At 70.0% G+C, this 23,584-nt stretch carries 20 protein-coding genes; 9 read left to right on the top strand and 11 right to left on the bottom strand.

Annotated elements, in window-relative coordinates:
- Positions 1-20: 20 nt before the first annotated feature.
- Together JHE00_RS09915 and JHE00_RS09910 are read right to left on the bottom strand one after the other, a co-directional pair.
- Positions 21-2,249, bottom strand: coding sequence for an FtsX-like permease family protein (locus JHE00_RS09915; protein WP_200317193.1), 2,229 nt, complete (start codon positions 2,247-2,249; stop codon positions 21-23).
- A complete protein-coding gene (locus JHE00_RS09910; RefSeq protein WP_200317191.1) occupies positions 2,246-2,968 on the bottom strand; it encodes an ABC transporter ATP-binding protein in 723 nt (240 codons plus the stop codon). Before JHE00_RS09910 ends, JHE00_RS09915 begins: the two co-directional genes overlap by 4 nt.
- A gap of 143 nt (positions 2,969-3,111) precedes the next feature.
- On the opposite strand from JHE00_RS09910, the gene JHE00_RS09905 reads away from it, so the two are divergent.
- On the top strand, positions 3,112-4,836 hold the full coding sequence (locus tag JHE00_RS09905; protein WP_307831874.1) for a sensor histidine kinase: 1,725 nt from the start codon (positions 3,112-3,114) through the stop codon (positions 4,834-4,836).
- Entirely contained in the window at positions 4,833-5,492 is a 660-nt protein-coding gene (locus JHE00_RS09900; protein WP_200317190.1) for a response regulator, read from the top strand. The genes JHE00_RS09905 and JHE00_RS09900 overlap by 4 nt, the downstream gene beginning before the upstream one ends.
- A 12-nt stretch (positions 5,493-5,504) precedes the next feature.
- Here the strand turns inward: JHE00_RS09900 and JHE00_RS09895 are convergent, their stop codons facing one another.
- The gene (locus tag JHE00_RS09895; RefSeq protein ID WP_200317188.1) at positions 5,505-5,939 is read right to left on the bottom strand and encodes an SRPBCC family protein; all 435 of its coding nucleotides are present in this window, start codon (positions 5,937-5,939) and stop codon (positions 5,505-5,507) included.
- 49 nt (positions 5,940-5,988) lie between these two features.
- Here JHE00_RS09895 and JHE00_RS09890 point away from each other — a divergent pair, with 49 nt between their 5' ends.
- Positions 5,989-7,293 (top strand): amidohydrolase family protein, encoded by a 1,305-nt coding sequence (locus tag JHE00_RS09890; protein ID WP_200317186.1) that lies wholly within the window; start codon positions 5,989-5,991, stop codon positions 7,291-7,293.
- A gap of 43 nt (positions 7,294-7,336) precedes the next feature.
- On the opposite strand, the gene JHE00_RS09885 is transcribed toward JHE00_RS09890, so the two are convergent.
- The 4 genes from JHE00_RS09885 to JHE00_RS09870 form a co-directional block, all read right to left on the bottom strand.
- Positions 7,337-8,029, bottom strand: a complete 693-nt coding sequence (locus JHE00_RS09885) for an SDR family oxidoreductase (protein WP_200317184.1) — start codon at positions 8,027-8,029, stop codon at positions 7,337-7,339.
- Between the two features lie 39 nt (positions 8,030-8,068).
- A complete protein-coding gene (locus JHE00_RS09880; RefSeq protein ID WP_200317182.1) occupies positions 8,069-10,168 on the bottom strand; it encodes a PhoX family protein in 2,100 nt (699 codons plus the stop codon).
- Positions 10,169-10,271: 103 nt separating this feature from the next.
- Positions 10,272-11,489, bottom strand: coding sequence for an MFS transporter (locus JHE00_RS09875; RefSeq protein WP_200317180.1), 1,218 nt, complete (start codon positions 11,487-11,489; stop codon positions 10,272-10,274).
- Positions 11,479-11,940 carry a MarR family winged helix-turn-helix transcriptional regulator gene (locus JHE00_RS09870; protein WP_200317178.1) on the bottom strand — a complete coding sequence of 154 codons (462 nt, stop codon included), beginning with the start codon at positions 11,938-11,940 and terminating at the stop codon, positions 11,479-11,481. Before JHE00_RS09870 ends, JHE00_RS09875 begins: the two co-directional genes overlap by 11 nt.
- 67 nt (positions 11,941-12,007) lie before the next feature.
- Here JHE00_RS09870 and JHE00_RS09865 point away from each other — a divergent pair, with 67 nt between their 5' ends.
- Positions 12,008-12,655, top strand: a complete 648-nt coding sequence (locus JHE00_RS09865) for an HAD family hydrolase (protein ID WP_200317176.1) — start codon at positions 12,008-12,010, stop codon at positions 12,653-12,655.
- 66 nt (positions 12,656-12,721) lie between these two features.
- On the opposite strand, the gene JHE00_RS09860 is transcribed toward JHE00_RS09865, so the two are convergent.
- Complete coding sequence (locus JHE00_RS09860; protein ID WP_200317174.1) at positions 12,722-13,810, bottom strand: inositol-3-phosphate synthase; 1,089 nt, start codon at positions 13,808-13,810, stop codon at positions 12,722-12,724.
- Between the two features lie 55 nt (positions 13,811-13,865).
- Positions 13,866-14,408, bottom strand: a complete 543-nt coding sequence (locus JHE00_RS09855; protein ID WP_200317173.1) for a PadR family transcriptional regulator — start codon at positions 14,406-14,408, stop codon at positions 13,866-13,868.
- Between the two features lie 252 nt (positions 14,409-14,660).
- Between JHE00_RS09855 and JHE00_RS09850 the strand changes: the two genes are divergently transcribed.
- The 3 genes from JHE00_RS09850 to JHE00_RS09840 all read left to right on the top strand — a co-directional run bounded on the left by JHE00_RS09850 (position 14,661) and on the right by JHE00_RS09840 (position 19,624).
- Entirely contained in the window at positions 14,661-15,059 is a 399-nt protein-coding gene (locus JHE00_RS09850) for a DUF5318 domain-containing protein (RefSeq protein WP_200317172.1), read from the top strand.
- 98 nt (positions 15,060-15,157) lie between these two features.
- Positions 15,158-18,013: a transglycosylase domain-containing protein gene (locus tag JHE00_RS09845; protein WP_307831873.1), complete on the top strand. Its 2,856-nt coding sequence runs from the start codon at positions 15,158-15,160 to the stop codon at positions 18,011-18,013.
- A gap of 114 nt (positions 18,014-18,127) precedes the next feature.
- Positions 18,128-19,624, top strand: a complete 1,497-nt coding sequence (locus JHE00_RS09840) for a glycosyltransferase family 87 protein (RefSeq protein ID WP_200317171.1) — start codon at positions 18,128-18,130, stop codon at positions 19,622-19,624.
- Here JHE00_RS09840 and JHE00_RS09835 read toward each other — a convergent pair.
- Together JHE00_RS09835 and JHE00_RS09830 are read right to left on the bottom strand one after the other, a co-directional pair.
- Positions 19,510-20,889, bottom strand: a complete 1,380-nt coding sequence (locus tag JHE00_RS09835) for a glycosyltransferase family 87 protein (protein ID WP_200317170.1) — start codon at positions 20,887-20,889, stop codon at positions 19,510-19,512. The genes JHE00_RS09840 and JHE00_RS09835 overlap by 115 nt on opposite strands.
- On the bottom strand, positions 20,882-21,652 hold the full coding sequence (locus tag JHE00_RS09830) for a deoxyribonuclease IV (RefSeq protein WP_200317169.1): 771 nt from the start codon (positions 21,650-21,652) through the stop codon (positions 20,882-20,884). The genes JHE00_RS09835 and JHE00_RS09830 overlap by 8 nt, the downstream gene beginning before the upstream one ends.
- A 100-nt stretch (positions 21,653-21,752) precedes the next feature.
- Between JHE00_RS09830 and JHE00_RS09825 the strand changes: the two genes are divergently transcribed.
- The gene (locus tag JHE00_RS09825; protein WP_200317168.1) at positions 21,753-22,616 is read left to right on the top strand and encodes a hypothetical protein; all 864 of its coding nucleotides are present in this window, start codon (positions 21,753-21,755) and stop codon (positions 22,614-22,616) included.
- A 67-nt stretch (positions 22,617-22,683) separates the two neighbouring features.
- On the top strand, positions 22,684-23,571 hold the full coding sequence (locus tag JHE00_RS09820) for a hypothetical protein (RefSeq protein WP_200317167.1): 888 nt from the start codon (positions 22,684-22,686) through the stop codon (positions 23,569-23,571).
- The last annotated feature ends 13 nt before the right edge of the window (positions 23,572-23,584 follow it).

The raw sequence follows: 23,584 nt of genomic DNA, 5'->3' as shown, positions 1-23,584 counted from the left end.
GCCCCTCTCGCACCCCCTGGTCATTCCTCGGCGAGCGGCTCCGCGCGGACCCGGTTCAGTGCCGGCGTGCAGACCGAGGCGGCCAGCACGGCCACTCCCGCTCCGAGCACCACCGGCGCCGCGAGCCACGGCGTCAGCACCACCGAGGCCTCGTCTTCGACGAGGCTGTAGAGCCCCATTCCCACCAGCACCCCGACAGCACCGGCACCGATCGTGGCGACGAGCGCGGGCATCGCGGCCTCCGTCCGCAGGGCCTTGGCCAGCACCTTCACCGGCGTGCCCGCGGCGATGAGGGCCCCGAACGTCCGGCGCCGGTCCATCACCGAGCCCGCCGTGGAGATCGCCGCACTGCACCCGCTGAGCACCGACGCGGCCACGAGGCCGATCACGGTGACCCTGCGCAGGTCGGCCAACTGGTCGTCCTGGCTCGCCAGTAGGGCGTCCCTGCTCTCGATCATCTCGCCGCCGGCCGCCGAGGCCAGCGCGGTACGCACGACCTCCTTGTTCTCCGGCGTCGTCGGCACCGCCACGGTCACGTAGTTCGACTCGACCGACGCGGGAACCAGCCCGGGATCGATGATCGTCACGCTGTTGAGCTGGTCGGTGTCCTGCCGGATCTGGTGCACCGGCGTGCCCTCGGGCAGCGGCGCTCCCTGCTGGTCGAACTCGGCGGCGACGGTCACGCCGTTCAGGTCCATCGGGTACGGGCTGTAGATCGCGGGCGCGCCCCCACACGCTCCCGACATGTCCAGCTGCACCAGCTTCTCGGCCTGCTCGCAGTCCATGACCTGCGCCGTCTCGCCGCCTATCTCGTTGTTCAGCACCACCTGGGGGATGGCGACGGCCCGCTCCTGCTGGCCGTAGCGTTCCAGTGCGGCGTTGGTCTCCTCGGCGATCTGCTCCCCGCGCTGACCGTCGGCGGACAGGTACAGCACCGAGTCCTGGTACGGCGAGCTCGATCCGGCCTGCGACTCGAAGCTCGGCATGAGCGTCAGCGCCATCGAGCCCGTGAACACCGCCAGCACGACACCGGCCGAGGCGCGGTAGGCACCCCTCGGGTCCTCGCGCAGTCGCCTGCCGGCCAGCAGCACCGAGGGCTTGCGCCAGACCCGCGTAAAGACACCCCCGATGGCCGAGGTCACCCACGGGCCGACCAGCGCGGCCGAGCCCACGATCATCGCCAGCCCGAGCAGGACGAGCAGCATGCCCATCTCGTCGTTGGCCGTCGACACCATGAAGGCGAAGAACAGTCCGGCCAGCGGCAGCGACAGCAGTCGCCACCAGTGCAGCGGCTTCTGCTGGTGCGAGCCCGTGGCACCGAGCGGCGTCGCCATCACCCTGCGCAGGCCGAGCACCGCCGCCAGCAGCACCAGCGCGGGCATCGCGACGACGATCGGGATGGCAACGGCCAGCGGCAGCTGGAAGTCGGTCGACAGCCACGTGCCGCCGTCCCAGGGCACGTACGTCGCGAGCATGTGCAGCAGCGGGCTCACGGCGGCGCCGAGCAGCGCCCCGCCCACGGCCGCGATGGCCGTCTCGGCGGTGACCATCGAGATCACCTGCTTGGGCGTGGCACCGGCCAGCCGCAGCGCGGCGAGCCTGCGTTCCCGCCTGGCCGCGATGAGCCGCGACGACGACGCCACCAGCACCAGGCTCGGCACGAGCAGCACCACCACGCCGACACCGGCGAGCAGCTGCAGCAGCCCGTCCTGCTGGCCGCCACCGATCACGAAGCCCGGCTGCTCGAACGCGCGCGCCGGCATGTCGTCCGGCGCGTGGCCGACGAGCGCCACCAACTGGTCCGGGTACTTCAGCGCGTCCTCACCGATCGCGCCGACCTGCTCCCCGTAGCGATCGGCCAGCTGGGAGCCGGGCGCCCCGTCGGCCATCTCGGCCAGCGCCGGCGAGAGCAGCGTCTCGCCGGGAGCGGGCATCTTGTCGACCCCGGGTGGCAGCTCGATGGAGCCCGCGTCCCCCAGCGCGGCGACGTCCACCCGCGTGATCTGCTTGCCCTGCGCGTAGTCCTCCGTGTTGGCCAGCCACATCGAGGGGGTTCCGGCCCCCTCCGAGCCGTAGCCCGGCTGCTGCCACATGGAACGGTCTCCGCGCGCCTCGGTGGCGAACGGAAGGCTGACGAGCAGCAGCACCAGACCCGTGGCGATGGCGACACCGATGCCGGTGAGGATCGCCGAGGTCCGGGTGCGCCGGTCGACGCGAAGGACCCTGAGTGCGAGCCGGAAGCTGCTCATGACTGCCTCACCGCGGTGTCGATGCGGCCGTCGCGGATGGTCACCGTGCGCGGGACCGACTGGGCGAGGTCGCGGTCGTGGGTCACGATCACCACGGCCGCCCCGTTCTCGGCGGCTGCCCCGAGCAGTGCGTTCATCGTGTCGCCGCCGGTCCGCGTGTCGAGCGCCCCCGTCGGCTCGTCCGCGAAGATCACGCTCGGCCGGTGGGCGAGCGCCCTGGCGATCGCGACGCGCTGCGCCTCGCCACCGGAGAGCTCACCCGGCCTGCGCGTGCCCTTGCCCCCGAGACCCAGCCGGTCGAGCCACTGCCGCGCGTCGGCGATCGCCTTCGAACGGCTCATCCCGCCGAGCAGCAGTGGCAGTGCCGCGTTCTCCTCGGCGCTGAGTTCGGCGACGAGCATGCCGGACTGGAACACGAAACCGAACTCGGTGCGCCGCAGCTCGCTGCGCTTGGTCTCGTTCAGGTTGTCGATCCGGTTACCGCTGAGCAGCACCTCGCCGGAGTCGACCGGCAGGATGCCCGCGAGCACGTGCAGCAGCGACGTCTTGCCGGAGCCGGACGGCCCGACGATCGCGACGGCCTCGCCCTGCTGGATGTCGATGTCCACGCCGGCCAGCGCGTGCTGGTTGCCGTAGCGCTTCACCAGGCCCCTTCCCGACAACGCGGGGCGGGTAGCGGTCCCGAGTGGACCCGGCGAGTGTGTCGTCTGTGTTCGCATGACCAGTAGTTTCACGGAGACCTGACACCCACCACTTCGGACGGACGGCCATGTCCTCACACTCCGGCATCGGCCGATCGGCCGATCAAGGCCCGGCCTGACGGCCAAGGTGCGCGCGCGTGCGGATCGTCTACCTTCGCTGTGTGTCCGTTCCACCTGTCCGGCGTAAGGCCCAGGAGCTGTTGCAGTGGCTCGGCCTGCCTGGAGTGGTGCTGATCGCCGCCGTGGTCTGCGACCTGGCGATCATCATCAACGCGAGCTTCGACGACACCGGCCCCTTCGCTGTCGACCTGCTGATGCTGCCCGGCATCGTGGCGCTCACGGCGTGCGCGCTGTGGGGGAGCCGACAACCCGTGCTGGCCGCATGGGTCGGCGCGGTGTCGCTCGTGGCGAGCACCGTGCTGATCAGGCTCAGCGACGTCACGCCCTACTCCGCACTGCTGCCCAACATCACCTTCGCCGAGACGGTCGCCGGGCTGGAGCTGGTCTTCTTCGTCGTCCGCGCGGCGAACGCGGGAATGGCGTTCGCGACCACGTTCTCGATGGTCGTGGCCTGTCTCGCCGCCGTGGGCGGCCGCAGTTCGCTCTCGTCCGGGTCGGAGTTCCTGCAGGCGATGATCAGCGGCTTCGTGCTGCTCGCTGCCACGGTGGTGGTGGCGATCCAGCTGCGCAAGCCCCGCACGCAGAAGGTCCGCAGCGAGCTGGTGACCCTGCTGCGCACGCACTGGCCGCTGGTGGGACTGCTGGCCTCCGCGGTGTTCATGGACATCTTCATCTCGGCGTCGTCCGGGCTGTTCGCACTGGTGGTGCTGGCGACCAACGCCGTGGCCGTGCTCGCGACCGTGTACGCGGTCAAACGCCCCGTGCAGGCCGCGCTGTGGCTCTCGGGCTCGATGTTCCTGAGCACGCTCGCGATGTCGGCCGCGTCCGACAACATCCCCTACAGCAACGTCGGCGGATTCTCGCTCACCCAGGTGCTCTCGGGCCTGGTCGTGGTGGTCTTCCTGGTCCGCACCGAGGCACCCCGGCCCGCGACGTTGTCGATCGGCCTGATGTCGCTGGTGGTCGCGAGCGGAACCGCCGCGAACATCAACGTCGACGTCGACGCCATGCGCGGCCTTTCCGTCACCGCGACCCTGCTGCTCGGCATCGCCGTGGCGACCGGGCTCTACTTCAGGGCCCGCGACTCCGAACGCACCCAGGCCGTCGAGACCGCGGTCAACGAGGCACAGACCTCCGAGCGGATGGCGCTGGCGCGCGAGCTGCACGACGTGGTGGCCCACCACGTCACGGGCATCGTCGTGCAGGCGCAGGCGGCCAAGATGCTCGGCGAGAAGGACCCCCGCGTCGTCGTGGACGCGCTCGGCCAGATCGAGACAGCGGGCACCGAGGCGCTGGTGGCGATGCGCAGGCTCGTGCGCAGCATGCGCGGCGACGCGCCGTCGGGCAGCACCGAGGTCAGCGAGCAGGCCACCACCGACCTCGGCGCCGACCTGCGCAAGCTCGTCGACTCCGGCAACCACACGGTGCCAACGGAGATCGAGTTCGACCTGCCGGACAAGCTCCCGCAGGAGGTGGCGCGCTCGGCGCTGCGGATCGTGCAGGAGTCGCTCACCAACATCGGCAAGCACGCGATGGACGCCACGCTCGCGACGGTGTCCGTGCACCCGGTCGGGGAGGAGCTGCACGTCAAGGTGAGCGACAACGGCACGGTGGGCGCGTCGGGTGTGCCGGGCGGTGGGTACGGTTTGGTCGGCATGCGCGAGCGCGTGGATCTGCTGCACGGCCGGCTCGCCGCAGGGCCCGGGCCCGACGGTGGCTGGCTGGTCGAAGTGTGGTTGCCACTGGACGGGAAAGAGGACGAGTGATCCGGGTACTGATCGCCGACGACCAGGACATGGTGCGGATCGGCTTTCGCATGATCCTCGACGCGCAGGACGACATCGAAGTGGTGGCCGACGTCGCCGACGGCATCGACGCCGTGCGCACCGCGAGGGAACTGCGTCCCGACGTGTGCCTGCTCGACATCCGCATGCCCGGCATGGACGGCCTGCAGGTCACCAAGCAGCTCGCGGGCCCCGACGTCGCCGACCCGCTCAAGGTCGTGGTGGTGACCACGTTCGACCTCGACGAGTACGTGCACACCGCGCTGCAGGGCGGCGCGTCCGGCTTCCTGCTCAAGGATGCGGGCCCCGCGCTGCTACTCGAGGCCGTCCGTGCGGCGGCACGGGGCGACGCGCTGGTGTCGCCGCAGATCACGGTGCGCCTGCTCAAGCATTTCGGTAACCAGCAGCCGGCGAGGCAGCTCACCGAGCATCCCTCGGAGCCGCTGACGGCACGCGAGCTCGACGTCGTGCGCGCCGCGGCGCGCGGGCTGACCAACACCGAGATCGGCACCGAGCTGTTCCTGTCGCTGTCCACCGTGAAGACGCACCTCGCCTCGGTGCAGAGCAAGATCGACGCCCGCAACCGGGTGGAGATCGCCGCGTGGGCGTGGCGCAACGGCGTCGTCGACGAGAACTGACCGAGAACTGACTCAGCGGGCCTTCGCCTCGAGCTCACGCAGGTCACCCGCGACCGCGCGGCGCACCAGCGGAGTCAGCAGCGCGCCGGTGAGCCCGGAGAACCGGCTCGCGTCGCTGCGCACCCTGATACTCGCGAGCGTGCCCGCGGGGCGTTCGGCGAAGCGGTAGGTGACGCGCATCGCGAACGGCCCCGCCACCGACGACATGTCGAGCAGGTCGGGCGGGTCGTGGGTGAGCACCCGCAGCACGTAGTCGATGCGCCTGCCGAGAAAGCTCGCGCTCCGGCGCACCTCGGCCCCGACGCCGAACCCACCGCCTGGCGCCTCGACGGTCAGCTCCGCCCGCGTGATCCCCCGCGTCCACACCGCGTCGTTGCGCCAGTCCATCGCATACGCCGCCACGCGCCGCAGCGGCAGCGCGATCACCCGATGCACTTCGATGTCCATGTCCGGGAAGTCGCGCACCGGGGCCCTGGCGCGACACTAGACTCGCGCCATGACCCGTCGCCTGCGTGCTCCCGTCGTCCTTCCCGCCGATCCCACCTGCTCGGTGATCCGAGACGGCGTGGTGGACATCGACGACGACGGGCGCATCGGCTACTGCGGGCCGGCGGCATCGGCTCCCGGAGACGCCGAGGTCACCGAGCTGCCCGGAATCCTGTTGCCCGGCCTGATCAACGCTCACGGCCACAGCCCGATGGTGCTGCTGCGCGGCATGGGCGGCGACCTGCCGCTGTTGCGCTGGCTGCGCGAGGTGATCTGGCCGGCCGAGGCGAGGCTGCGACCGGACGACGTGCACGCGGGCATGGTGCTCGGCTCCGTCGAGATGCTGCGCAGGGGTGTCACCACCAGCGCCGAGATGTACGCCTACCCCGAGCGGATGGCCGACGCGGTGCTCACCACCGGCGGGCGCGTGGTGCTCGGCGGACCGATCATCGACCTGCCCGGCTTCGACTGGCGCTCGACGGTCACCGCCACCGAACGCTGGATCGACAGCGACGGCATCCGCTTCGGCCCCGGCGAGCGCGTCGAGCTGTCCTACGCCGCGCACTCGGCCTACATGCTGCCGCCCGAGGCGCTGCGGGAGGTCGCCAAGTCGGCACAGGCGCGTGGTGCGCTCGTGCAGATCCACGTGGCCGAGGCGCCCGACGAGGACGAGCGGCAGCGCGCCGAGTTCGGTTCGGTGCCCCGGCTGCTGGACCAGACGGGCCTGCTCGACGGCAGGCTCCTCGCCGCACACGCCGTGCATCTGTCCGATGAGGACATCGCGCTGCTGGCTGCCAGGGGCGCCGGAGTCGCGCACTGTCCCGGCTCCAACGCGAAGCTCGCCTCGGGCATCGCCAGGCTGGCCGACCTGCGCGCCGCCTCCGTATCCGTCGGCCTCGGCACCGACGGGCCTGCCAGCAACGACGACCTCGACCTGTGGGAGGAGGTCCAGCTCTCCGCGATGCTGGCCCGACTGTCCACACAGGACTCCACGGCTCTGAGCGCGGCCGACGCGCTGCTGCTGGCCACCCGCGGTGGCGCCGACGCGCTCGGCCGCGACGACCTTGGCGCGCTGGAACAGGGCCGCTGGGCCGACGTCGTGCACATCGACCTCGACGACCCCGCTTTCGCGGCCGGGCTCGACGTGCCCAACGAGCAGCTGCTGGCGAACCTGGTGTGGGCGGCGGGATCCCGCAGGGTGCGCGACGTGTGGGTCGCGGGCGAGCAGGTGGTGGCCGAAGGCGAGAGCCTGCGCGTCGACCGCGCCGAGGCGCAGGCGAACGTGGCGACGGCCGCCGCCCACGTGCGCGGTTAGGGCGCGTCTGGCAGTTCCGCTACCGGCTGCGCGGGGCCAGGCCCTAGCGGACGGGACGCGGGCGCAACGTGAGCTCGGTCAGGTGCGCGTCCGGGCTTGCCAGCACAGCTGTGCGCACGCCCGCGGCCACCGAGTCGGGACGCAGGTACTTCTCCGGGTCGTAGTCGCCACCCTCGCCTGCGACCACGGCCTGCTGCATCTCCGTGTCGGTGCGGCCGGGAAACACCGACGTCACCCGCAGACCGTTCGCGGCCTCCTCGGCGCGCAGCACGTCGGCGAACGCGCGCAGGCCGAACTTGCTGGCCGCGTAGGCGCCCCAGCCCTCGCGCGCGGCGAGCCCCTGGCCCGAGTTGATCAGCACCACGTGACCGTGCGCAGCCCGCAGCACGGGCAGCAGCAGCCGCGTCAGCTCCACGACGGCCACCACGTTCACCTCGAAGTTGTCCCGCCACACGTCGGCGGGCGAGTCCTCGATCGTGCCGAGCCGCGCGACGCCGGCCGAATGCACCAGCACGTCCAGCCCACCGATCCCGGCGACCGCCGCCTCGACGGCGGCGGGATCGGTGAGGTCGACGACCCACGGGCTCGCGTCCGGCAGCTCACCGGCCAGCTCGGCGAGCGCGCTCTCGTCGCGCCCGCCGAGCAGGAGCCGGTGCGTCGGAGCGAGTGCGTGCGCCACCGCGGCGCCGATTCCCCTGGAGGCGCCGGTGACGAGTGCGAGCGGTTGGTCTGCCATGCCCTCCACCGTAGAGGGCATGGCAGGAACCGCTTCGCGCTACCGGACGCCGATCTTGCCGCTGCCCCAGCGACCCTTCTTCCACACCGCGACGATCGCGGGCCTCGGGTTGGCCGAGCCGCCGTCGGGCCAGTGCGAGTCCGGGTTCGCGGCGCCCGCGCCCTCACCCGGGTGCTGCACCGCGACGAGCACCACGTCGTCGGTCACCACGGGACCACAGGTCTCCGCGCCGACCGGCACGGTCAGGAACTGCTTGACCTGGCCGCGCTCAGGGCCGTCGACCGGCACCGAGAACAGACCGTCGTTGCTGCCCAGCGCGTTGCCGTCGGTAGAGACCCACAGGTTGCCGTGCGGGTCGAACGCCACGTTGTCCGGGCACGAGATCGGGCTCACCTGGTCCTTCGGGAAACCGCCGAAGTAGGTGTCGGCCGTGGCCGGGTCACCACAGACGAGCAGGAGCCGCCAGGTGAACTTCGTCGCCGCCGCGTCGCCCTTGTGCTCCTCCCACTCGAGCACGTGGCCGTTGCGGTTGCCGTTGCGCGGGTTGATCTCGTCCGCACCGGCCTTGCCCGCGGCACCGCGGTCGCTGTTGTTGGTCAGCGCCGCGTAGATCCGGCCGTTGACCGGGTTGGGCTCGATGTCCTCGGGACGGTCCATCTTCGTGGCGCCCACCTTGTCGGCGGCCTGGCGCGTGAAGACGTAGACCTCCTCGGCCGTGAAGCCATCCACAAAGGACTTGTTGCCACTGGCCAGCGGGATCCACTCGCCGTAGCCGTCGAACTCGCCGTCGGAGGGCAGCGTGCCGGAGCCGTCGATCTCGGCGGCCGGGCTGTCGCCGGTGAACCTGGCGACGTAGAGCGTGCCGTCGTCGAGCAGCGCCGAGTTGTGCCTGCGCGCGAAGGAGCTGGTGCCCTTCTTGTACTTGCCCTTGGAGACGAACTTGTAGATGTAGTCGAAGCGCTCGTCGTCACCGGAGTACACCGCGACGCGGTTGTCCCTGGTGATCTTCACCGTGGCGGCCTCGTGCTTGAAGCGGCCGAGCGCGGTGTGCTTGATCGGCTTGCGGTGCGGGTCGTGCGGGTCGATCTCGACGACCCAGCCGAAGCGGTGAACCTCGTTCGGCTCCTGCGCAATGTCGAAGCGCTTGTCGAAACGCTCCCACTTGCGGCTGGTCTCGCCGCCGCTGATGCCGTAGCGCTTGAGACGCGCGGCCTCGACCGGATCGGTGACCGTCTCGGCGTTGGCGAAGTACTGGTTGAAGTTCTCCTCGCCGGAGAGCACTGTCCCCCACGGCGTGACGCCGCCCGCGCAGTTGTTCTGCGTGCCGAGGACCTTGCGGCCCGTCCTGTCGGCGGAGGTCTTGAGGTAGTCCGAACCCGCGGCGGGACCACGGACCTCGAACTCGGAGTTGAGCGTGATGCGCCGGTTGTAGAAGCTCGGCACCACGCGCAGCCCGCCGCGCGGGTCGCGCAGGGCCTGGACGACCGACAGGCCGTGCGCGGCCCAGCCGATCTTCACCTGCTCCTCGGTCGGGTTGTTTTCGTCGTAGGTTCCCGCGGGGAACATGTCGGTCTCGGTGGTGTACTCGTGGTTGACCACGAGCAGGTTGCGCAGACCGAGAGAGTCCTGCGGGATGAGGCCGACGAAGTCGTTGTTGTAGCCGAACTGCTTGGCCTGCGCGGCCGCGGTCTGCTTGGAGAAGTCGAACTTCGGAGCGCCGGGCAGCACCGGGTCGCCCCAGCGGATCACGACCTGCTGCTCGTAGCCCTCGGGGATCGTGACGGCGTCGGCGCTGTTGGGCGCCACCGCGTCGAAGTCCGTGCCGGGCACAGGACGGCCGGGCCTGCCCTTGCCTGGGTTGCCCTTGCCTGCGAGGGCAGGGGGCACCGCGGGCGTGGCGGCGGCGGTGCCCGCGAGGGCGGCGAAGCCGGCGGCGGTCGCGGTCATGACGGCGCCGGCCCGCAGCGCACCGCGCCGGGACACGACGTTCTTGACCACGTCACCGAAGTACTCGTTGTCGGACTCGTTGGGTGTGGGGTGGGCGCACGCATTGCCGCAGCGGTACTCACACGTGACCGCGGACCGGCCGGAACGGTGAGACGTCAGCAGTGGCAGCAGACGTCCGGGCTCGAAGGACACACGGCCTCCAGTTCACTCAGTCAGGGGAACGCGTGTGACCGTAAGTGCCCAAAGCAAGCCGATGCCGACTTGCAGATGAACACGGGACGAACGGCGGGGCCGCCTACAGTTCTTCACCCACGAGAGCAGCCTCGGCGGGCACGGTGTGCGGGTCGGGCCTGCGAGCTCCGAACGAGAGCAGGGCGCCCGCGAGCACGCACAGCACCGCCGCGACGAGGAACGGTCCCTGCACGAAGCCGAGCAACTCGGCGACGTGCCCGACGACCGTGGCCGCGACGGCTCCGCCCAGCCACCGGCAGAAGTTGTACCCGGCGCTGGCGACCGGCCGGGGCGCGTCCGAGATCGACATGGCCGTGCTGGTGAACAGCGTGTTCAGCAGGCCGGAGACGAGTCCACTGAGGATGATCGCGGCAACGAGCAGCGGTTTGCTCGGCACCACCATCACCAGCATCAGCACCGCGTAGGCCAGCACCGACACCACGGTGGCCCTGCGCTCGCCGATCCGGGCCGCCAGCCGTGGAGCCAGCGCGACCCCGGCGATGGCCACGCACAGGCCCCAGCCGAAGAAGATCAGTCCGATCGCGACGGCGTTCCACTCCAGGACGAACGGCGACCACGCGAGCACGGCGAAGAAGGCGGCCGTGTAGAACGCCGACCCGATCGAGGTGCGCAGCAGGCCACCGTGCCCGAGCGCCTTGAGGGGATCGAGAATGCCGATCCGCGGCCGTTTCTCGTGCGAGTCGCTCTTGAGGAACACCGCGCACAGCACCAGCGCGCCCGCCATGAGCACGGCGGTGCCGAGGAACGGACCACGCCAGGAGATGCTGCCCAGCAGCGCGCCGAGCAGCGGGCCCACCGACAACCCGAGGCCGAGCGCGGCCTCGTAGAGCAGGATGGCGCCCGACTGTCCTCCGGTGGCCGCACCGACGATCACCGACAGCGCGGTGGCGATGAAGAACGCGTTGCCGAGGCCCCAGACGGCGCGCAGCCCGACGAGTTGTTCGATCGAACCGGCCATCGTGCACAGCGCGGTGGCCAGCACGATCAGCGTGAGCCCGGTGAGCACGGTCCGTTTGGCACCGAAGCGCGCGCTCGCGGCGCTGGTGATCAGCATGGCGATCACCTGGACGCCGAGGTAGGACGAGAACAGCAGGGTCACCTGCGACGGCGTCGCGTCGAGGCCCTCGGCGATGGAGAGCAGGATCGGGTCGACGAGCCCGATTCCCATGAAGGCGATAACGGCGGCGAACGCGGTGATCCAGACCTGCTTCGGCTGCCCCTTCACGGCATCGAGCAGGCTTCCGTGTTTCTCAGCGCTCATCGGCTACGACTTCCTCCCTGGGGGTGCTGGGTTCGAGCAGACGCCGGAGTGCGGGCAGGGCGGCGTCGATGGCCGACCGGTCGCCCTGGGTCATCGCGGCGAGGCGTTCGCGCAGGAACTCCTCGCGGGCGACGATGAGCTCGTCGTGGAAGCGCGTGCCCTCGGCCGTGACCGTGACGAGCACGGCCCTGCGGTCGGCGGGGTCGGGAGCGCGGCTCACGAGACCGTCGCGTTCGAGCCTGGCGACGACGTCGGTCATGGACGGCAGCCGGACGCCCTCGAGCTCGGCGAGCGCACTCATCCGGCGGGGTCCGCCCTGGACGAGCTCGGCGAGCACCGATCCCTGCGTGAGGGTGAGCGTGAGCTGCGGAGTCTGCCGCCGCACCAGGTAGTAGAGGCGGAAGAGCAGGGGACGCAGCTCGTGGGCGAGCTCGGCCACTCCGGAAATCACTTAGGTAGGCTAACAAAAATTGCTTAGCTATGCGAAGTAATCTCGGGCACACGTAGGCTGTGCGGCCATGGACGCTGTGGTTTTCGATCTCGACGGAGTACTCGTCGATTCAGAGCAACTGTGGGACGAGGTGCGCCGCTCGGTTGTCGCCGAGCACGGCGGCACCTGGAAAGAAGAGGCGACCCGCGCGCTGCAGGGCATGAGCACGCCGGAGTGGGCGCGTTACCTCGTGGCCGAACTGGGCATCCGGCTGACCGCCGAGCAGGCGGCCAAGACGGTGATCGACGAGATGGCCCGCCGCTACGAGGGCCGTCCGCCCGTGCTGCCGGGCGCGGAGGACACCGTGCGCGCGGTCGCCGAGCGCTACCCGGTGGCGATCGCCAGCTCTTCGCCGCCCGTGCTGATCCAGTCCTTCCTGCACGCGACCGACCTCACCGGCATCGTTGGCGTCGCGGTGTCGAGCGAGCAGGTGGCGGCGGGCAAACCGGCCCCGGACGTCTATCTCGAGGCGGCGTCGCAGCTCGGCGTGGAGCCGGGGGCGTGCGTGGCGGTGGAGGACTCGACCAACGGCCTGCGCTCGGCACTGGCCGCGGCGATGACAGTGATCGGAGTCCCGAACCCGCACTTCCCACCGGACCCGCAGGTCCTGGCACAGGCGACGAGAACCCTGAAGTCGATCACCGAGCTCCCCCAAGCCCTGGCCCACATGCGGTGAAGGGCACCTTTACTGCGTTGAACGCAGTAAAGGTGCCCTTCACAACGGTTGGAGCAAGAGGGGAGATCAGCTCTCGACTTCACCCGCGATGAACTTCTCCACCGAGTCGCGGGCGGTGGAGTCGTCGTACTGCACCGGCGGCGACTTCATGAAGTAGGACGACGCCGACAGCAGCGGGCCGCCGATGCCGCGGTCCATCGCGATCTTCGCCGCGCGCACCGCGTCGATGATGATGCCGGCCGAGTTCGGCGAGTCCCACACCTCGAGCTTGTACTCCAGGTTCAGCGGCACGTCGCCGAACGCCCGGCCCTCGAGCCGGACGTAGGCCCACTTGCGGTCGTCGAGCCACTGCACGTAGTCCGAGGGACCGACGTGGACGTTGGCCTTGCCAAGGTCGCGGTCGATCTGCGAGGTGACGGCCTGCGTCTTCGAGATCTTCTTGGACTCGAGCCGCTCCAGCTCCTTCATGTTCTTGAAGTCCATGTTGCCGCCCACGTTGAGCTGCATGGTGCGGTCGAGCTGGACACCGCGGTCCTCGAACAGCTTCGCGAGCACCCGGTGGGTGATCGTGGCGCCGACCTGCGACTTGATGTCGTCGCCGACGATCGGCAAACCGGCCTTCTCGAACTTGGCTGCCCACTCCGGGTCAGAGGCGATGAACACCGGGATCGCGTTGACGAAGGCGACACCGGCCTCCAGCGCGGCCTCCGCGTAGAAACGGGCGGCATCGGTGGAACCGACCGGCAGGTACGCCACCAGCACGTCGGCCTGCGACTCGCGCAGCGCGGCGACGACGTCGACCGGCGCGTCGTCGGACTCCTTGATGGTCTCCTGGTAGAAGCGGCCGAGCCCGTCGAGCGTGTGCCCGCGCAGCACCGGCACGTTCAGCGGCGGAACGTCGCAGATCTTGATGGTGTTGTTCTCGCTCGCCAGGATCGCCTCGGCCAGGTCCTGGCCGACCTTCTTGGCGTCCACGTCGAACGCGGCGACGAACTCGACGTCGGAGACGTGGTAGTCGCCGAACTGCACGTGCATCAGGCCTGGCACGCGCGAGGCCGGGTCTGCGTCGCGGTAGTAGTGAACACCCTGGACCAGCGATGCCGCACAGTTGCCGACGCCAACGATGGCCACCTTCACGCGGCGGTTCTCGCCCATGCCGGTATCTCCCTCTAAATCGTGTTCGGTGTGTAGGTCCCGCCGAAGTGGCAGCTCAGGTTTCCTTCCCTCGCTGCTCGGCTTGTTCGTGCGCGATCAACTCGTTGAGCCAACGCACTTCCCGTTCGCTCGCCTCGAGCCCCAGCTGGTGCAACTCTCGGGTGTAGCGATCGATTTTCTCTTCGGCCCTGGCCAACGCTGCCCGAAGACCTTCGCGGCGCTCCTCGACGCGGCGGCGCCGACCTTCCAGGATCCGCATCCTGACGTCGGCAGGTGTCCTGGAGAAAAACGTCAGGTGGACACCGAAACCCTCGTCGTCCCACGTTTGCGGTCCGGCATCGGCGAGCAACTCGGCGAATCGCTCCTTGCCCTCCGCGGTGAGCTTGTACACACGTTTCGCCCTGCGGTTCCAACCCGTGACCGGGTCGACGGCCTCCTCGACGATGAGCCCGGCCCTGAGCAGCCGACGCAAGGTCGGATAGAGAGAGCCGTACGAGAACGTCCGGAACATGCCGAGGGTCTCGTGCAAACGCTTGCGCAGCACGTAACCGTGCATGGGGGCCTCGTGCAGGATCCCCAGAATCGCGAACTCCAGCACAGTGCACCCCCCTCCGGGAACGAAACGACGCCACCCGGCGTTGCCGCTGAGGCCCGGATGGCCTGGGTTCAACCTACCGACCGAGTATATCGGCTCGATACATCGAAGTGGCGCAGCTAACCTCCGGAACATCTGAATCCGGCTCAAATTTCACCCGAGCGTTATCGTCCTGACGGCGTGTCGCGCTAGGTGGTGAGATCTCTCGGCAGAACGGCTCATCGCCAACCCACGCGGAGCACGTACTCTGTTCTGGTGCGAAACCAGCGGCAGGTCGTCGACTACGCGCTACAGCGCCGTGCGCTGCTGGCCGAGTTCCACTCCGGCCGCGTGAGCACCATGGATGTCTGCGACGCCACCCCCTATCTGCTCAGGGCGGCCAAGTTCCACGGCCAGTCCAGCGAGACCTCGTGCCCCGTGTGCCGCAAGGAAGCGGTCACCCTGGTGTCGTGGGTGTACGGCGACGAGCTCAAGCACGTCGCAGGATCGGCCCGCGGGCCGGAGGAACTCGAGCGGATGGCCAACCTTTTCGCCGAGTTCACCGTCTACGTGGTTGAGGTCTGCAGGTCGTGTCGCTGGAACCACCTGGTGCAGTCATACGTCCTCGGTACTGGAACACCGCACCCACACTCACGGAGGACCGCAGGTCAGTGACGGCAGACATGGGATTGATGCAGCAGAAGTCCCGCCGCGCACAGAGGGTCGGTCCGCAGAACGGCGTACCCCGACGCGCCGATCTGGGAGGGTCTTGAGTGAACGACCAGGGAAATCACCGCTGGCCGGGGGAGGACCCCGCCCGCGGCAGACATGGCAGGCCACCGTCCGGCAACGACGGCGGCCACCAGTGGCCGACCGGCGACGAGCCGGCCAGGCCACCTCGGCAACCGCGGCAGGTGCGCCCGCCGCAACAGCCCCCTCGCCAACCGCAACAGCCACCGCAGCAACCGCAGTGGCCGGGCGGCGACCAGGGCCAGTCCCCGCGCTGGCCCGGTGGTGAGCAGGGCCAGCCGCCCCGCCGTCCCCCGGGCGGCGGCAGGCAGCAGCCCCCGCCCCCGCAGCCGCCCCCACCTGGCCGCAGGCAGCAGGGACCCCCTCCGCCCGGCGCGCGTCCGCCCGGCGGTCCTCAGCAGCCCCAGCAGGCGGGTCACCGGCAGCAGCCACCCCCTCGCCAGCAGCGCAGGCAGCGGCCCCCGCAGGACGAGCAGCCGACCGGCATGGTCGCGCCCGTCGGCGTCCCGAAGGAGGAGCGCGAGCCCGAGCTGATCACCCACCGCGCGCACAACGGCACCGGCGGCGATGAGCACGGCTACGACTCCGACGGCTACGACCGCGGCTGGTCCGACGAGGACGAGGCCCGCTTCCACGAGGCGGGTTTCGACGAGGACCCCGAGGGCGACGACGGGGGCAAGAAGGCAAAGAAGATCCTGACGCCCGAGCAGCGCAAGAAGCGCCGCTGGCGGCGGATCCGCAGGTCGCTGTACGCCTTCGTCGGCATCTTCTTCGTGCTGCCCGCGATCGCGTTCGCCATCACCTACCTGCTGGTCGACGTGCCGTCGCCGCAGGAGGTGGCCGCCCAGCAGGGCAAGGTCGTCACCTACTTCTACGCCGACGGCAAGGAGATGGGCCGCGACATCCCCGCCGACGGCGGCAACCGCATCCACCTCGAGCCGCACCAGGTCACCGACACGGTGCGTCACGCCGTCTACGCGGCGGAGGACGCGACGTTCGAGACCAACTCCGGCTTCGACATCACCGGTATCGCGCGTGCGGCGTACAACCAGCTCACGGGTGGCGTCGGCGGTGGTTCGACCATCAGCCAGCAGTACATCAAGGTCGCCACCGAGAACGACGAGTACTCCTACACCCGGAAATGGACCGAGCTCGTCAAGTCGTTCAAGATGAACAACGAGCAGTCCAAGGACCAGATCATCACGGCCTACCTGAACACCATCTATTTCGGACGTGGTGCTTACGGGATCGAGACCGCGGCGCAGGCGTTCTTCGGCAAGCACGCCGAGGAGCTGAACTCGTCGGAGTCGGCGGCGCTCGCCGGGATGATCCAGGCTCCGGGTCGCTCCGAGGACCTGGAGAACGTCCAGAAGCGCTGGAGCTACGTGATGGACCAGATGGTGAACAACCGCTGGATCACGCAGCAGGAGCGCGACTCCGCGACGTTCCCCACGCCGATCCCGGCCGAGGAGGCCAAGCCCGACTCGATCAGCGGCCCCGACGCCTACATCGAGGGGCGCGTGAAGGCCGAGCTGGAGGCCAAGGGCTACCCGGAGGAAAAGGTCCAGTCGGGCGGCTACAAGGTGTACACCACCATCGACCAGCGTGCCCAGGAAACGGCCAAGCGCAGCGTCAACGAGGTCATGGACGGCCAGCCGGAGGAGCTGCGCAAGGCACTGGTCGCCGTCGACCCCAAGACCGGAGGGGTGCTTGCCTACTACGGCGGACCCAACGAAGCGGGCGTCGACGAGGTGGACTGGGGCAACCAGCAGCGCAACCCAGGCTCGTCGTTCAAGCCGTTCGACCTCGTGGCGCTGCTGCAGAGCGGCAAGGGCCTCGGTGAGGTCTACGACGGCAGCTCGCCGAGAGAGTTCGGCAACAGCACGGTCCGCAACTCCGAGGACGCGCAGTGTCCGCAATGTACGGTCGCCGAGGCGATGGAGCGCTCGATCAACACGGTGTTCTACGACATCGTGCTGAACGAGGTCGGTGTGCAGGCTGTCGTGGACGCGGCGCTCTCGGCGGGCATCCCCGAGGACGACGGCGGCAACCGGCCCACCATGGCGAACGCGGACGGCAACATCGCCATCGGCGGTGGCAGCACGGTGGTGACCCCCACCGACATGGCGGGCGCCTACGCCACCTTCGCGGCGGGCGGCACGCAGCGCGACACGCACTTCGTCTCCAAGCTCACGACGGCCGACGGTGAGGTGCTCTTCGACGAGACCACGCCGGAGGCCGTGCAGGGCGAGCCCGCGTTCTCCCAGGACACCGAGGAGAACAAGCAGATCGCGGGCAACGTGACCGAGTCGCTGGAGCCGGTGCTGACGTCGTCGGAGCTCACCTGCGCGGACGAGCGCGACTGCGCGGGCAAGACCGGTACGCACCAGTACGTGGACCCGGAGGGCAACAAGTCGGTCAACGAGAACGCCGAGGCGTGGATGGTGGGCTACAACCCGCAGATCGCCACCTCGGTGTGGGTCGGCACGGGTTACAACAAGCCGATCCGCAACGCCGACGGCGGCCTGATCTACGGCAGTGGCCTCCCTGGCGAGTTGTGGAAGACCTTCATGGACTCCTACCTCGAGGAAATGCCCGAGGCGGAGTTCGAGGAGGTGGAGCCGATCGGCCGGGTCCCTACGCCGCCGGAGACGGACGACTCGACACCGACTTCGGAGGAAACCACGACGACGGCTACGACCACGACGACCGAGGAGCCCCCGTCATCGAGCGAAGAGGTCCCGACGTCGACCGAGGAATCAACTCCGACCGAGGACGAGGAAACGGACACGGAAACGGACGTCCCGGGCCTCCCGACGTGGCCGGGGAACCCGGGCGGGGACGATAACGAGCGGTGGAGACAGGAAACAGAAGGCTGAGCGAACGTGGCGGTCACTCACGAGTGGCCGCCACGTTCCGTATTCGGGGCACGTAACATTCGGACCGTGCCCAGCGATAGTCCAGATCCGTCTTCAACCGGGACGCCCGACACCATGTCGCTGGAATCGGGACAGCGGGTGGCGCCGAGCCTGACCGAGCCGGTGGTGGCGGCGGCGAGCCGCCCGCTCGGCGGACCGCTGGGCGAGCACGCGGCGGTCGGCAGGCACTGGTTCTGGTCGCCGCTGCGGGTGGGACTGCTGCTCGCGGTGCTGGGGCTGATGCTCGGCTGGTTCGGCAAGGCCGCGTGCATCCAGCAGTTCGTCAACGACGACGGACAGGCCGAGCTGGACTGGCGCTCGGGCAGGCCCTACGTCGCGATGTGCTATTCGGACGTCGTTCCGCTCTACACCGCCGAGCGGCTCGACCGCGGTGAGACGTTCCCCTACGCCACCAGCTGGGTCGAGAACGAGGGCACCGACGGCGAGCAGGTGCGGTTCATGGAGTACCCCGTGCTCACGGGGCTCTTCCAGTGGGTCAACGCCAAGCTCGCGCACGCGTGGGGTGACGTCGCGGAGGCGGGCTGGTTGCCGGGGGCGCTACCGGTGGCCGTGTACTTCAACATCACGGCCTTGTTCCTCGCCGCCGCGTGGCTGGTCACCGTGTGGGCGGTGGCGCGAACGGCCCGCCGACGACCATGGGACGCCGCGCTCGTCGCGGTGTCGCCACTGGTCATCGTGCACGCGTTCACGAACTTCGACACCGTCGCCATCGCGTTCGCCGCGACGGGGCTGCTCGCCTGGGCGAGACGAAAACCCGCGCTGGCCGGGCTGCTGCTCGGCATCGGGGCCGCGGCGAAGATGTATCCGCTGCTGTTGCTCGGACCCCTGTTGGTGCTGTGTCTGCGCGCGGGAAAGCTGCGCGAGTGGAGCATCACGACGCTCGTCGCCGCGGGCACGTGGCTGGCGGTGAACCTGCCGTTCATGCTCTTCCTGCGCCAGGGCTGGGAGGAGTTCTTCCGGCTCAACACCGAACGCGGGATGGACCCCGACTCCATCTACAACGTCATCTCGCACTTCACGGGCTGGGCCGGCTTCGACGGACAGCTCGCGCAGGGCGAGACACCGTCGTGGCTCAACACGGTCAGCGGCGCGCTCTTCCTGCTCTGCTGCGCGGGTGTCGCCTATCTCGCGCTGACGGCGCCCGTGCGCCCGAGACTGGCTCAGCTGTGCTTCCTCGTGGTGGCCGCGTTCCTGCTCACCAACAAAGTGTGGAGTCCGCAGTACTCGCTGTGGCTCGTGCCGCTCGCCGTGCTCGCGATCCCGCGCTGGCGGCTGCTGATCGGGTGGATGATCGTCGACGCGCTCGTGTGGGCGCCCCGGATGTTCTATTACCTCGGCACCGACAACAAAGGGCTGCCCGAGGACTGGTTCCTCGGCGCGGTCGTGATCCGCGACCTCGCGGTGATCGGCCTCTGTGTGCTGGTGGTGAGGGAGATCTACCGGCCGTCGTCGGACCTGGTGCGCAGAGCGGGGGACGACGACCCCTCCGGCGGAGTGCTCGACGGAGCCCCCGACGCCGTGGTGGTCAAACGCCCGGTCGCGGCGCGGTAGGGCACGGCGGCCGCGGCGGAGAACGCCACGAACAACCCGACGAGCAACGCGGCCCTGCCCCACACGCCGATCACCACGGCCTGCGAGGCGAACCCGTCGTAGATGGCGCCGCCGCCCTGGCCGAGCACGCCGTACCAGCGGAAAACGCCGATGCCCATCGCCAGGTCGGCCGCGAAGTAGGCCAGTACCCAGCCCCAGCGCACCCGCACGAGCGCGAACATCGGCAGCAACCACAGCGTGTACTGCGGCGAGTGGACCTTGTGCAGCAACAGGAATCCGCACAGCGCCGCCGCGCAGACGGGCAACAACGGGAAGGCGCCCTCCGAGCGGTAGCGCCGCCAGCCGAGCCAGCAGGCGAGCGCGAGCGAGCCGAGCACCAGTACCGGCGAGGCGAGGTCGGCGAAGGACTGGAACGCCTCGTCGTCGGAGAAGAGCGGGCGCACACCCCAGTACCAGATCGAGTTCGTGGTCGCGTCCACCGCGCGCTGGCCCTGGAACTCGAACGACGCCCACCAGCCGTCGAAGCCCACCAGCGCGAACGGGAGGTTCGCCGCGACCGCCGTGGCCGCGGAGATCAGCATCACGCGCACCGCCCCGCGCACATCCCTGCCGCCCTCGGTGAACACGTAGAGCGCGAGCGGGACCACGAACAACGCCGGGTACACCTTGGCCGCGAACCCGGCGCCGAGTAACACGGCGGCCAACCCGGCTCGGCGTTCCAGTGAGCCCCGCCCCTGGTGGAGCACGAAGAACGCGCCCACCGCGCACGTGACCGCCAGCAGATCCCAGTTGTGGAACGCGTACAGCACGAGCGGGGGACCCACGGCCCACACGAGCGCCCGCCAGCCGCTGAGCCTGCCCAGCAGCCACGCCGTCACCAGCCCGAACGGGATCAGCAGCAGCGCGGAGAACAACAGGAACTGGGCGTCGGTGTCGGCGAAGAACGCGCCGGCCCAGACCGCGACACCGGTGAGCACCGGGTACTCGAGCGAGCCGCCGACCAGTGCGCCGTCGACCAGATCGCCGTGGACGTAGGGGAACGTGTGCTGATCGACGTCGCGGCCGAGCCACAGGAACTGGATGTCGGAGTAGCAGGCGTCGAGGTAGTTGCGTTCCGAGTAGTTCGGCGTGCTGCGCCCCGACTCGTCGAACTCGGGCCCCGTGCACCGGTACTTGTTCACCAGGCCGAGCGCGAGCGTCGCCGCGCACAGCAGCAGGAGCACGAGCAGCTGGGCGCGGCGCTCGGAGCGGGCGGGGCTAGGCAAGCCCGTGGAGGTACTCGATGTCGGCGGCCTGGCCGTCTGACGGCGTCTCCACGATCACCGGCGCGCCCGCGGCCTTGGCGACCTCGGCGAGCTGTTCCGGGTCGATCGTGCCGTCGCCGCCGACCACGTTGGCGTGCCGGTCGCGCTGGGAGCCGAACTCGTCGCGCGAGTTGTTCAGGTGCAGCAGGTCGATGCGGCCGGTGATCGCGCGGACGCGGTCGACCACCCCGTCGAGGTCCCAGCCCGCGGCGTAGGCGTGGCAGGTGTCGAGGCAGAAGCCCGCACCGAACTCGCCGACCGCGTCCCACAGCCTGGCCAGCATGTCGAACTCGCGGGCCATCGCGTTCTCGCCGCCCGCGGTGTTCTCGATGAGCAGCGGCACGGGAAAACCACCCTGCTCGGCCTGGCGCTCGAACAACTTGCGCCAGTTGGCGATGCCCTCGTCGGGCTCCTCGCCCTTGCGCACGTGGCCGCCGTGCACGACCAGCCCCTTCGCACCGACCTCTGCCGCGCCCTCGGCGTGCTGGGCGACGGTCTTGCGCGAGGGGATGCGGATGCGGTTGTTCAGCGACGCCACGTTGAGCACGTACGGCGAATGGATGAAGACCTCGACACCCGCCGGGGCGAACTCGTCGGCCTGCGGGTGCCGCTGCGGTTTCTTCCAGCCCTGCGGATCCGACAGGAAGAACTGCACGGCGTCGGCACCCCGCTCGCGGGCAGCGGACAGCGGGTCGTCGTCACGAACGTGGGCTCCGATGAGCATTATCCGAGGGTAACGATTCGCGCGGGCTCCGATCGAGTACCGTGATCGTGTCCTACGCATTTGACTGCGGTCACACACGGAGCGTGAAGGCGAGGAACTCATGGGGTCTGGGTTTCGGCGGCACGTGGCACGGCTCGGCACGGTCGGCATCACGCTGACCACGTCGGCGCTGCTGCTTCTGCCGAGCACGGCATTCGCCGAGGGCGAGGTCGTGGTCGGCGAGTGCGACGCCACGCTCAAGGGTGAGGACGGCAAGCCACTCACCGTCGACCTCGGCGCCGCGGTGAACCAACCCGGCCTGCTCGACCTCGGGCTCGGCTCCGACTCTGGCGCGCTGCTCTCGCTGCCGGTCAAGGAGGCGCTGGACGGGCTCGGCCTCAGCAGCGCGGACGTGCTCGTGAACCCGCTCGGCGAGGTCTGCGACGTCACCCAGGACACCGTGAACACCCTGGCCGCTCCCGTGCAGGAAGTACTGCCCAACCCGCAGGAAGAGGCGCCCGAGGCTCCGGAGGCGCCTGCCCCCGACGACCCCGCGCCCGGCGAACCGGAGCCCGGTGAGCCCGAGCCCGAGCAGCCCGCTCCCGGCAACCCCGATGCTCCCGGCGCGCCCGGCAGCGACGGCGACTCCGGCCCCGGTGGAGCAACGGGCTCCGACGGTGGAGACGGCGCGTTCCTCCCCTCGCCAGGCGAGACCGTGGCGATCGAAGGCTTCGCCCCGCTCGGCCCGATCTCGATCCCGCCGATCGCCGAGCTGCCCCCGATGGCACCGCCGATCGCACCCGGCGCAGGCCAGCCGGACGCGGGCAAGGTGCCCGACGTCACCGCCATGCGCGACTCGGGCACGGTCGAGGCGCTGCCCGCGCCGGACTCGCCCGACCGCCTGCCGCTGCTGCTCGCCGTGGTCGCCCTCGTGCTCGTGATCGCGGGCCTCGCCCGCACCTGGCTGCGCCGCAAGGCGACCTGAGCCCGCTTTCGCGTCACGTTCGCGGCACCGGTTCGTTACCCATTGAGGAGCGAACCGGGAGGCAGGCATGCACAGGAGCACCGGCAGGGTCGCAGCCGTGGGAACCGCCGCCTTCGTGCTGGCAGGCACAGCGGCACTGGCCGCACCCGGAGTCGCCGCGGCCGAGACCAAGAAGGTGCCCTGCGGCAGCACGGTCACCGCGGCGCCCGGTGATCGCATCCAGGGTGTCACCTTGCTCGGTCTCACCCTCGACCTCGGCGTGGTGACCGATGGCATCGGCTCGCTGCTCGACGGCGTCTGCAAGGTCACCGTCAACGTCGTCGACACCGTCGTGGCCCCCGTGCCGGGAGTCGGGGCACCCGTCGCGGGCGCGGTGAACGGAACGGTGGAGGGCGTGACCGGCACGGCGAACAAGGCCGTCGGCCAGGTCGCGGGAGCGCTCGCCGGGCCCAGTGGAAACCAGCCCGCACCGCAGCAACCACCCGTGCGGCCCGAGCCGCAGAGCCCCGGCACCCGGCCCGCTCCGGCCGGCCCGCCGGCACAACCCGACCGGCTGGGCACGATCCCCGCGCCCAACAGTCCCGTGCTCGGCGGAGCCGCGCTGCCGGGAGCGGCATGGCTCGGCTTCGGAACCGCGTGGGCTCCGATGCGCGACTACTCGGGCCTGCCCACGGCCACGCCCGGCCTGTTCTCGATGTCGCCGGGAATCCGCTACGGCGGCCAGATCCCCGGCTACTCACCGGAGTTCGGCATCCTCGGCCAGGACGCGGGCGAAGACGGTGCTGGGGAAGGCGGGGACGCGGTCCGCAGCGCCGGTAGTGCCGACGCGCTGCCCTCGGCTTCCGGTGGGGTCGCCGACGGTCCCGCGTTGCCGATGCTGCTCGCCGTGCTCGCACTGTCCGGCGTCAGCGCGGCGCTCGTGCGAACCTGGGTGCTGAGAAGGGCAACCACGTAGCGCGTTCTCGCGT

Source organism: Prauserella cavernicola (genome assembly GCF_016595675.1).
Classification (GTDB): domain Bacteria; phylum Actinomycetota; class Actinomycetes; order Mycobacteriales; family Pseudonocardiaceae; genus Prauserella_A; species Prauserella_A cavernicola.
This window is presented reverse-complemented; position numbering and strand designations above follow the sequence as displayed.

Excerpts from the sequence above, each read along its gene's own strand:
- JHE00_RS09865 (WP_200317176.1), top strand. The coding sequence starts at position 12,008 with ATGGACGCTGTGGTTTTCGATCTCGACGGAGTACTCGTCGATTCAGAG.
- JHE00_RS09860 (WP_200317174.1), bottom strand. The coding sequence starts at position 13,810 with ATGGGCGAGAACCGCCGCGTGAAGGTGGCCATCGTTGGCGTCGGCAAC.
- JHE00_RS09820 (WP_200317167.1), top strand. The coding sequence starts at position 22,684 with ATGCACAGGAGCACCGGCAGGGTCGCAGCCGTGGGAACCGCCGCCTTC.
- JHE00_RS09825 (WP_200317168.1), top strand. The coding sequence starts at position 21,753 with ATGGGGTCTGGGTTTCGGCGGCACGTGGCACGGCTCGGCACGGTCGGC.
- JHE00_RS09875 (WP_200317180.1), bottom strand. The coding sequence starts at position 11,489 with ATGAGCGCTGAGAAACACGGAAGCCTGCTCGATGCCGTGAAGGGGCAG.
- JHE00_RS09895 (WP_200317188.1), bottom strand. The coding sequence starts at position 5,939 with ATGGACATCGAAGTGCATCGGGTGATCGCGCTGCCGCTGCGGCGCGTG.
- JHE00_RS09830 (WP_200317169.1), bottom strand. The coding sequence starts at position 21,652 with ATGCTCATCGGAGCCCACGTTCGTGACGACGACCCGCTGTCCGCTGCC.
- JHE00_RS09840 (WP_200317171.1), top strand. The coding sequence starts at position 18,128 with ATGTCGCTGGAATCGGGACAGCGGGTGGCGCCGAGCCTGACCGAGCCG.
- JHE00_RS09885 (WP_200317184.1), bottom strand. The coding sequence starts at position 8,029 with ATGGCAGACCAACCGCTCGCACTCGTCACCGGCGCCTCCAGGGGAATC.
- JHE00_RS09910 (WP_200317191.1), bottom strand. The coding sequence starts at position 2,968 with ATGCGAACACAGACGACACACTCGCCGGGTCCACTCGGGACCGCTACC.
- JHE00_RS09915 (WP_200317193.1), bottom strand. The coding sequence starts at position 2,249 with ATGAGCAGCTTCCGGCTCGCACTCAGGGTCCTTCGCGTCGACCGGCGC.
- JHE00_RS09890 (WP_200317186.1), top strand. The coding sequence starts at position 5,989 with ATGACCCGTCGCCTGCGTGCTCCCGTCGTCCTTCCCGCCGATCCCACC.